The sequence below is a fragment of the Streptomyces mayonensis genome (genome assembly GCF_018982965.1).
GTDB lineage: Bacteria > Actinomycetota > Actinomycetes > Streptomycetales > Streptomycetaceae > Streptomyces > Streptomyces mayonensis.
In genome coordinates this window covers 21,289-30,718 of the sequence record NZ_JACBYP010000101.1, presented here as the reverse complement: position 1 = coordinate 30,718, position 9,430 = coordinate 21,289, and the positions used below count along the sequence as shown (strand labels likewise).

The window sequence follows — 9,430 nt, the reverse complement described above, 5'->3', positions numbered from 1 at the left end:
CGTGACGACCGGCGCGACGACCGCGGTGGGCGTTCCTTCGACCGGCGTGACGACCGCGGTGGCTTCCGTCGCGACGACCGCCGTGACGACCGTGGGGGTTTCCGCCGTGACGACCGGCGCGACGACCGCGGTGGGCGTTCCTTCGACCGGCGTGACGACCGCGGTGGCTTCCGTCGCGACGACCGGCGCGACGACCGTGGCGGTTTCCGCCGTGACGACCGCGGCGAGCGCGGCGGTCACCGTGGCAGCGACCGTCCGTTCAACCGCGACCGCCAGGGCGACCGCCCCGGCTTCCGCTCCGGCGGCCACGACCGGCCGTACGGCCGCCGTGACGACCACCGCGGTTCGTCCTTCGGCCGCCGTGACGACAAGCCGCGCTGGAAGCGCAACGGCTGACGCCTGAACACCTGAAACGCGCCGTGGCCTCCGCCCCTCCGGGTGGAGGCCACGGCGCGTCGCGTCACGGACCGGTTTCGGCCACGGAGTGACGCATGTCACGCTCGCCGCGAGGGAATTGCTGGGGGCATGACAGATGACGCCAAGGCGAGTGGCCCCTCGGACGAGGAACGGCTGGCCCAGCTCGGCTACACCCAGGTTCTGGCCCGCCGCATGTCGGCGTTCTCCAACTACGCGGTCTCCTTCACGATCATCTCGGTCCTCTCGGGCTGCCTGACCCTCTACCTCTTCGGCATGAACACCGGCGGCCCCGCCGTCATCACCTGGGGCTGGGTCGCCGTCGGCCTGATGACCCTCTTCGTCGGCCTGGCGATGGCCGAGATCTGCTCGGCGTACCCGACCTCCGCGGGCCTGTACTTCTGGGCGCACCGCCTGGCACCCGCGCGCACGGCGGCGGCCTGGGCGTGGTTCACGGGCTGGTTCAACGTGCTGGGCCAGGTCGCGGTCACCGCCGGCATCGACTTCGGCGCCGCGTCCTTCCTGGGCGCCTACCTGAACCTGCAGTTCGACTTCGAGGTGACGCCCGGCCGCACGATCCTCCTCTTCGCCGCGATCCTGATCCTGCACGGCCTGCTGAACACCTTCGGCGTCCGCATCGTCGGCCTGCTGAACAGCGTGAGCGTGTGGTGGCACGTGCTGGGCGTCGCGGTGATCGTCGGCGCGCTGACCTTCGCGCCCGACCACCACCAGTCGGCGTCCTTCGTGTTCGGCGAGTTCGTCAACAACACCGGCTGGGGCAGCGGCGTCTACGTGGTCCTGCTCGGCCTCCTGATGGCCCAGTACACCTTCACCGGATACGACGCCTCCGCCCACATGACCGAGGAGACGCACGACGCGTCCACGGCCGGCCCGAAGGGCATCGTCCGCTCCATCTGGACCTCCTGGATCGCCGGCTTCGTCCTCCTGCTGGGCTTCACCTTCGCCATCCAGTCCTACGAGGGTGCCCTGACGTCCCCGACCGGCGCGCCGCCCGCCCAGATCCTCCTGGACGCCCTCGGCGCGACCGCGGGCAAGCTGCTGCTCCTCGTCGTCATCGGTGCCCAGCTCTTCTGCGGCATGGCGTCGGTGACGGCCAACAGCCGCATGATCTACGCCTTCTCCCGGGACGGCGCGCTGCCCTGGTCCCACGTCTGGCACTCGGTGAACCCGCGCACCCGCACACCGGTCGCGGCGGTCTGGCTGGCGGCGCTCGGCGCCCTCGTCCTGGGCCTGCCCTACCTCATCAACGACACGGCGTACGCGGCGGTGACCTCCATCGCGGTCATCGGCCTCTACATCGCGTACGTCATCCCGACGCTCCTGCGCGTCCGCAAGGGCGCCGCCTTCGAACGCGGGCCGTGGCACCTGGGCCGCTGGTCGCAGGCGGTGGGTGTGGTGGCGGTGACGTGGGTCTGCGTCATCACGGTGCTGTTCATGCTGCCCCAGGTCTCCCCGGTCACCTGGGAGACCTTCAACTACGCGCCCGTCGCCGTCCTGGTCGTCCTGGGCTTCGCCGCGACCTGGTGGCTGGCCTCGGCCCGGCACTGGTTCCTCAACCCCGACCACGAACGCACCCGCGCCCGCACCGCCGCCCACGCGAACGCCCCCGAGCCGGTGGACCCGTAAGGGAACGTCGTTCCCGTCGTCCGGCTCCTGCCGGAACCCGCGACGCGGCCGGGAGCGGGATACCCGATCGGCCTCCCGGCCGCCTCCGGCTATGCTCGGTGTGGCAACATCACGCAGCACCGCACAACACGGCGCGACACAGCGCCCTGGGCCCTTAGCTCAATTGGCAGAGCAGTGGACTTTTAATCCATTGGTTGTGGGTTCGAGTCCCACAGGGCCTACCGGTCGGACCCCGGCTCACGGCAGGACGAGCCGGGGTTCCGTGTGTTCGGGCCGTCACAGGGGCCAGAGGTGGGCCTTCAGTTCGGCGCGCTTCAGGGTGAGCGGGCCGTCGCCGTAGTGGGCGATCTGGAACTTCACGCGGCGGTCCTTGCCGACGAAGCCGACGGCCGGCACATAGCTGTAGGTGCCGCCGCTGGACCCGATGACCTCGGTCGGCGGGAACGCCTTCACCGTCCGGCCGGCGTCGACGTCGTCCTCCACGAGGCGGATCTGGAGCTCTTCGCCCCGGCCCAGGTCGTCGGTGTAGACGTACAGGACGCCGTTGTAGTGGGCGCCCTTGGCGAAGGTCTGCCCGTCCTCGTAGTGCTGCTTGAGGTCGTCCCTCCACTCGGTGTCGAACGCGATGGTCTTCCACGTGTCGGGCTGGACCGTCATCGGCTTCGTCATGCCGAGACTCGTGTAGCGGGGCATGGGATCGTCCTCCTCGGGGGTCTCGCCCTTGGCGCGGGCGAGGATCGCGGTCATGGGGAAGGCACCGGGGTCGCCGTGGTCGTTCTCCGGGACATGTTGATGCCCGCAGTGCCCGTGGAAGTTGTTCCAGGCGGCGTTGCTCATGCGGACGCCGGAGTTGCCGTAGGAACCGGGGTAGGCCTTGAAGGTGAGGCCGCTGGTGAGCGGGACGCCGTGGTTCTGGTGGGCCCACTTCGCGAACGCGGCCAGGTCCCGGATCACCCAGTCGGGCAGCTCGGGCGAGTAGAGGTGGGGGGTGCTGCCCCACTTCTTGTGCGTGCTCGGGTCGCAGGTGCCGACCAGCTCCACCTGGACGACGTTCAGCGTGTTCGTCTCCACGCCGCCGGACTGGTTGACCAGGGCGCGGGAGGACTCGTCGAAGTCGAAGTGCTGGTACCAGACGAGCCGCCGGGCCGAGAAGTCCGGCTTGGCGGTGAAGTTCGGCGCCGACGCCCCGCCGCCGTAGGACGGGAGGCTGGTGCCCTCGGTGGTGTGCCAGACCACGACGTTGGACTCCATCGCCGAGCCGGGGTACTTGCTGCCGTACCAGTAGGCGGTGGACGCGCCGGGATAGCGCTGGGGACCGGTTCTGGTCACGTCGACTCCTTCGGTTTCCACCGGTGGCGCGGGCCACGGTGGGCGTGCTCGCGGCAGCCCCAGAATTCTCCATTCCGCAGCCCGGGCGAGATCGTTTCGGGCCAACTGAGATCAGGGACACGGGCGTTGCGGCCCGTACTTCTTTCATGCCCATCGAATCCCCGCAGGAGCGTCACACGGGCTGCGCACAGCCTTGCGAAAGTCCCGTTAGCGTGGCTGGCTGCTCGATTCCTTGTGTGAATGCAGCCAGGCCGGCCGTGGCCCGGGTGAGCCGACGGTGCCGTGGAACCAGGAAGACCGGTAGACCGCAGATGGATTACTGCTCCTCATGTCGTCGGCACCTCAACGGCGCCCTGGTGTGCCCCGGTTGCGGTGCCTACGCCCCGGACATCGACCCGCATGTGGCCGGGGACGCGGGGGAGGCCGGGGGCACCGGTGGCGTGGTGCCGTATGCCGCCGCTGCGGTCGCTGCTCCCGCTCCCGCTCCTTCGCCCGGCGGCGACATCGATGGTGACGACATCGATGTCGGGGAGATCCCGCCCGTGCGGCAGCAGGGGCGGGCGGCTCGCCGCCGTCAGCTGGCCCGCTGGAAGAAGAACAAGCGCCGTGCGGTGGTCGCGAGTGCCGTCGCCATCGTCGGCGGCGGTCTGACCATCGCCTCGATGGACCGGCACTCCAACGACCGGACGCAGGCCGCCACCGCGTCGGACAACCGGAGCCCGTCCGTCTCGCAGGAGCACCCGGCCGGGCAGGAGCCCCCGGCGACCGCCGCGCCGGCCGCCCCCGAGCGCCCGCACGCGTCGTCGCCCGCCGCAGGCTCCTCGCCGCCGCAGCAGGCGCGGCCGACGACGGACAGTGCCGCGCCGCCGCGATCCGTCCCGTCCGAACGCCCCTCCGCGGAGACGGCCCCGACCCGGGACGGCGGCACCGAGCCGGCCGGCTCCGCCGCGGATTCGGCGACCGCGCAGCCCCGGCCGCAGACCACCGCCCCGTCGACGGGCGACACGGACCCGGAGAGCTCCGCCCCCGAGACCCAGCAGCCGCCCGCCACCACCGCCCCCGGCGACAGCGCGGAGCAGGACACGCCCCAGGCGCCCCCGGCGGCGGAACCGTCGTCACCGCAGCTCTGCCTGCTGGTGGTGTGCCTCGGCTGACCGCCCCCGTCGTCAGCCGCCGAGCCAGGCCAGCGCGGCGACGGTCAGGGCGCTGACACCGGTGTCCAGGGTCGGCTGGACGACGGGGGCGAAGCCGGCGCTGTGGTTGACCGGGACGTCCTGGGTGACGGTGCCCTTCCGGGCGGCCTCGGCGTAGCGCTCCGGGTCGGTGCCGCCGATCGCCCAGTACGTGAACGGCACCCCGAAGGCCTGCGGGATCTCGCTCATGTCCTCGCTGGCGGTCTGCAGCCCGACGGTGTGGGCGTCGTCGCCGAAGTACGCCGCGAAGGCCTCGGCGACGCGCCGGGTCGGTTCCTCGTCGTTGACGGTGGGCGGGAAGGACGTGATCCGCTCGAATTCGGGGTCCTGCGGTGCGCGGGACGCCTCGCACTCCGCCCGGACGATGCGCTTGATCGCGTCCAGGACCTGGGTGCGGACGGCGTCGTCGTACGTGCGGACGTTGAGTTCGAGTACGGCCCGGTCGGGGATGACGTTGGGGCCGCTGCCCGCGCGGATGCTGCCGACCGTCACGACGGCGGGAGTGGTGGCGGCCAGTTCGCGCGAGACGATGGTCTGCAGGCGTACGACGATCGTGGCGGCGATGACGACGGGGTCGACGGAGGCCTGGGGAGCGGAACCGTGTGCGCCCCTGCCGTGCACGGTGACGCGCAGGCTGTCCGCGGCGGACAGGAAGGAGCCCGGCCGCGTGCCGACGTAACCGGCGGGGTGGGGCAGGACGTGCTGGGCGAGGACGACGTCGGGCCGGGGCGACTTCTCGGTGAGGCCGTCCTTGATCATGGCGTCGGCGCCGTCGCCGTTCTCCTCGGAGGGCTGGAAGAGCGCGACGAAGGTGCCCTTCCAGGTGTCCCGGTGCGCGGCCATCAGCCGTGCGCAGCCGACCAGGCTCGTGACGTGCACGTCGTGGCCGCAGGCGTGCATCACCGGCTGTTCGTTGCCCTGGTCGTCCCGCACGGTCGCGGTGGAGGCGTACGGGAGGCCGGTCCGCTCCTGCACCGGCAGGGCGTCCATGTCCGCGCGGGCCATGACGACGGGGCCGTCCCCGTTCGCGAGGACCCCGATCACGCCGGTGCCGCCGACGCCCTCGGTGACGTCGTAGCCGCTCTCCCGGAGGGCGTCCGCCGCCTTCTTCGCCGTACGGTGCTCGCGCAGCCCGAGTTCGGGGTGGCGGTGCAGGTCCCGGTAGAGGTCCTCCAGGTCCGGACGCACGTCGTCGAGACCGGCGAGGACGGTGCGGGCGGCGTCGGTCGGGGCGGGGCCGGTGCGGCCGGTGTCCGGGGCGCTCATCGGGACTCCATGATTTCGAGCCTACGCACGCTTGCGCGATCGGCCACCGGGAGAGCGCGTCTCGGGCGGCTCGGGGGCGTTGAGGCCGAGGCGGAGACCGACCACGCGGATCAGGAAGCAGGCCGCCGCGGCGCCCAGCGCGGCGGGGAGGCCGTAGCGGCCGGTCTCGACGGTGGCGACCGTGATGGCCGCGCCCACCAGGGCGGGGACGGCGTACAGGCCGGTGCGCAGCACCGTCGGGATGCGGCGGACGAGCGTGTCGCGGATCGTGCCGCCGCCGACCGCCGTGACGACGCCCAGCAGGACCGCGGGCGCGATGCCGAGCCCGGCGTCCAGGGCCTTGCTCGCGCCGATGACCGCGAAGGTGCTGAGCCCGACCGCGTCGAGCACGTCGATCGCCGGTTCCAGCCGCCGCAGGTGCCTGCTCAGGGCGAAGGCGAGCAGTCCGCCGCCGGCGGCGAGTGTGTAGTACCGCCAGTCCAGCAGGGTCGCGGGCGGCAGCGAGTCGATGAGGACGTCCCGGATGAAGCCGCCGCCCAGCGCGGTGATCATGCCGAGTACGACGACGCCCACGACGTCCAGCCGCGCCGCCCGCACCGCCGTCAGCGCCCCGTTCAGCCCGAACGCGAACGTGCCGGTGAGATCGAGGGCGAGCAGCGGCGCGGGTTCGGAACTCATGCGGGGCCGGGTACCCCGGCCCGCGTTCATGCCCCATGCGGCTCCGGGGGCTCCGTTTCGCGCGCGGCGGCCGCGGCGTAGTCGGTCGGGGTCCGGCCGTAGTGCCTGCGGAAGGCGCGGGCGAAGTGGCCGCTGTCGGCGAACTGCCAGCGGGCGGCTATCTCCGTGACGGTCGCGCGCCGGTGCGGCGTGACGAGCGCCCGGCGTGCCTCCTCGAGGCGGCGGACCCGGATGTAGGCGCTCAGCGACCGGCCTTCCTTCGCGAAGGCCCGCTGCAGGGTACGCGTGGAGACGTTCAGTTTCCGTGCGAGAGCCGCGGGGGAGAGGTCGGGATCGGTGAGCCGGCGGTCGGCCAGGTCCCGGGCGGCCTGGGCCAGGGCCGGCGCCAGCAGGGGTTCGGCATCGTCGAGGCCGCCTCCGACGGCGGCCCGGGCCAGCTCGGCCAGGGTGTCGCGGGCGGCGTCGGCCCCGGCCGGCCCGAGGCGGTCCAGCATCCGGCCCACCATGGTGGCGTGCGCGGTCAGCAGCCGCACCTCGGCGGTGCCGACCGGACCGGAGGCCGGCCTGCGCCGTGGGTGCCGTACCTCGGCGGCGGGCAGCACGAGTACCTGCAGGGCGGTGCGTGGCGCCGCGGAGAAGTACGACAGCTGCCCCGTCTGCACCAGCAGGCGGCCGGCGGGTGCCGCGTGCTCGGCACCTCCCGGTTGCCCGAGCCGCCAGGTCCCCCGGTGGACGATCCACAGGCGTACGTGATCGTCGGCCCCGACCCGTCGGCCCGCCGTCCGCAGGGCGGCCGCGGTCTCGAAGCGGTTGAACATGATGTCCCGCACCCGGAACCCGCGGGACCGCGCCGAGAAGCCGGACACGGTCGTCCGGCGGAAGGGCGCCAGCGCGAAGGTCTCGCCCATCCGGCTGTGCCACGCGTGTGCGAAGTCGCTGAACGCGTTCGTGCCGCTCACGTCTGCCGAGAAAGTGCCGCTCATCGTTGTCGCGAATCTTCCGTTCAGGCTGTCGCACCGGTCCGAGCCGCGGAGACCACACGCTTCCTACCGTTGTTCCGGCATGTGTCAGAGATCCGGGATCCGCAGTCCGGAACGTCCGAACAAGGGTAACGAGGTGGCGAATTGAGCACGCTCGCGATCGTGGGCGCAGGCCCTCAGCTGGGGCGCGCGATCGGCCGGCGGTTCGCCGCCGAGGGGGTGGACGTGGCGCTGATCGCCCGCAACCGTACGACGCTGCAGGCGGTGGCCGACGACCTGTCCGACACGGGCGTGCGGGCCGAGGTGTTCCCCGCCGACGTCACCGACCGTCCCGCCCTGCACGCGGCGCTCACCGCCGCCGAGGAGCGGCTGGGGCCGATCGACATCCTCGAGTACTCGCCCGCGCCGTCCCCGGCCGACCTGCGCCGGGCGCCGCTGGTCGAGGCCGCGAAGGTCACCGTCGACTCGGTCCTGGCCCAGCTGGACCTCTATCTGCTCGGGGGCGTCGCGGCGGTGCAGCACGTCCTGCCCGGCATGCTGGCGCGCGGCACGGGGACGGTCCTGGTCAGCAGCGGGGCAGGGTCGGGGCCGGTGATCGCCCCGCACGTGGCGAACGTGCAGATCGCCACCGGCGGGATGCGCAACTGGATCCTCAACCTGCACGCGGCGCTTTCCGGCACCGGCGTCTACGCCGCGCACGTGGCGATCGCCGCCTTCATCGGCCAAGGCGGCCACGACTCCCAGCCGCAGACGATCGCCGACGCCTACTGGCGGCTGCACACCGAGCGCACCGAAGCCGAGCTGGTCGTCCGGGACCTGCCGGACGACTACCTGGAACGGGGCCTGGCGGACAAGTTCGTCGAGTCCTGAGCCCCTGGTCGGTCCCGCGGCTGGTCCCGTGGCGGTCCCGTGGCGGTTCTGCGGCGGTCCCCCGGCCGGTCCCGCGGCGGCCCCGTGGCGGTTCTGCGGCGGTCCCCCGGCCGGTCCCGCGGCGGTTCCTCGGCGGTGCCGGGTGGTGGCCGGTGCCGTTCCGGCGGTCGCGGTTCACGGCCGCACCGCCCGGGAGATCGCCAGGCCCGCCTGCCGCAGCGCCGTCCGGGAGGCGGCCCGGCTTCCGCCCTCGTCCGGCGCGACCAGTGACAGTGCGCCCACCGCGTCACCGCGGCGGTTCAGGATCGGGGCGGCGACGGTCGACATCGTGGCGGGCCCGGAACGCAGGGGGTTGGGCACCGTCGTGGCACAGACACCCTCTCTGCGGACGACGGCCATCAACTCGCGCAGCCGGACCGCGTCATGGGCCCGGGCCAGCACCTCCTCCCGCACCTGGTCGGGGGCGTGCGCCAGCAGGGCGACGCCGATGCCGGTTCCGGCGAGGGGGAGACGGCCGCCGACCCGGTACTTGACCGCTGCCGCGTCCCGTGCCGACAGGCGCTCGACCAGAACGGCCTCGTCGCCCTCGCGCACCGCCAGGAGGACGTGCTGGCCGGTGACCCGGTGCAGGTCCTCCATGAACGGCAGCGCGGCCGCGCGCAGTCCGTGGCCGCGGGGAGCCAGCGAGGCGATCTCGAGCAACTGCAGGCCGACGACGAAGTCGCCGTTGTCGAGGCGCTCGAGGGCGCCGACATCCGTCAGCTGGGTCGCGATCCGGGACGCGGTGCTCTTCGGGAGACCCGCCCGGGCCGCGAGTACACGGAGGGTCAGGCCTTCCCCGGCCTCGGTGAAGGCACCCAGGACCCGGAAGGCCCGCTCCAGGATCGGCTCGCCGTGCAACGGCCGTCCCGAGCGCGGGATGCGGGTCGGCGTTCCACTCATCGGAATCGTCGGTGCGCGTCGCAGGCCACGGTTCCGACAATACCTCTGCGGCATGCCCGTCCGATGGGATGCGGGTCCCGGTGCCGGTCACCGGCGCCGGGACGCGGAAGG

The 9,430-nt window shown here is 72.8% G+C and carries 8 protein-coding genes, 1 tRNA gene and 1 pseudogene; 5 read left to right on the top strand and 5 right to left on the bottom strand.

Annotated elements, in window-relative coordinates; genetic code table 11:
- The 3 genes and pseudogenes from HZS56_RS39235 to HZS56_RS28980 all read left to right on the top strand — a co-directional run.
- Positions 1-396 (top strand): annotated as a pseudogene (locus tag HZS56_RS39235) (DEAD/DEAH box helicase); the annotation flags it as partial.
- 129 nt (positions 397-525) lie between these two features.
- On the top strand, positions 526-2,061 hold the full coding sequence (locus HZS56_RS28985; RefSeq protein WP_216723757.1) for an amino acid permease: 1,536 nt from the start codon (positions 526-528) through the stop codon (positions 2,059-2,061).
- Between the two features lie 148 nt (positions 2,062-2,209).
- Positions 2,210-2,282: transfer RNA gene (locus tag HZS56_RS28980), tRNA-Lys, on the top strand.
- Between the two features lie 55 nt (positions 2,283-2,337).
- On the opposite strand, the gene HZS56_RS28975 is transcribed toward HZS56_RS28980, so the two are convergent.
- On the bottom strand, positions 2,338-3,390 hold the full coding sequence (locus HZS56_RS28975; protein ID WP_216723756.1) for a hypothetical protein: 1,053 nt from the start codon (positions 3,388-3,390) through the stop codon (positions 2,338-2,340).
- Between the two features lie 311 nt (positions 3,391-3,701).
- Here HZS56_RS28975 and HZS56_RS28970 point away from each other — a divergent pair, with 311 nt between their 5' ends.
- Complete coding sequence (locus tag HZS56_RS28970; protein ID WP_216723755.1) at positions 3,702-4,544, top strand: SCO2400 family protein; 843 nt, start codon at positions 3,702-3,704, stop codon at positions 4,542-4,544.
- 12 nt (positions 4,545-4,556) lie between these two features.
- Here HZS56_RS28970 and HZS56_RS28965 read toward each other — a convergent pair whose 3' ends face one another.
- Genes HZS56_RS28965 through HZS56_RS28955 form a run of 3 tightly spaced genes read right to left on the bottom strand, consistent with a single transcriptional unit; the run spans position 4,557 to position 7,510 of the window.
- The gene (locus tag HZS56_RS28965; RefSeq protein ID WP_216723754.1) at positions 4,557-5,849 is read right to left on the bottom strand and encodes a M20 family metallopeptidase; all 1,293 of its coding nucleotides are present in this window, start codon (positions 5,847-5,849) and stop codon (positions 4,557-4,559) included.
- Positions 5,850-5,870: 21 nt separating this feature from the next.
- The gene (locus HZS56_RS28960; protein ID WP_216723753.1) at positions 5,871-6,527 is read right to left on the bottom strand and encodes a trimeric intracellular cation channel family protein; all 657 of its coding nucleotides are present in this window, start codon (positions 6,525-6,527) and stop codon (positions 5,871-5,873) included.
- A 26-nt stretch (positions 6,528-6,553) separates the two neighbouring features.
- Entirely contained in the window at positions 6,554-7,510 is a 957-nt protein-coding gene (locus HZS56_RS28955) for a helix-turn-helix domain-containing protein (RefSeq protein WP_216723752.1), read from the bottom strand.
- 141 nt (positions 7,511-7,651) lie between these two features.
- On the opposite strand from HZS56_RS28955, the gene HZS56_RS28950 reads away from it, so the two are divergent.
- The gene (locus HZS56_RS28950) at positions 7,652-8,377 is read left to right on the top strand and encodes an SDR family NAD(P)-dependent oxidoreductase (RefSeq protein WP_216723751.1); all 726 of its coding nucleotides are present in this window, start codon (positions 7,652-7,654) and stop codon (positions 8,375-8,377) included.
- Positions 8,378-8,551: 174 nt separating this feature from the next.
- Here HZS56_RS28950 and HZS56_RS28945 read toward each other — a convergent pair whose 3' ends face one another.
- The gene (locus HZS56_RS28945; protein WP_216723750.1) at positions 8,552-9,319 is read right to left on the bottom strand and encodes an IclR family transcriptional regulator; all 768 of its coding nucleotides are present in this window, start codon (positions 9,317-9,319) and stop codon (positions 8,552-8,554) included.
- Positions 9,320-9,430: the final 111 nt, after the last annotated feature.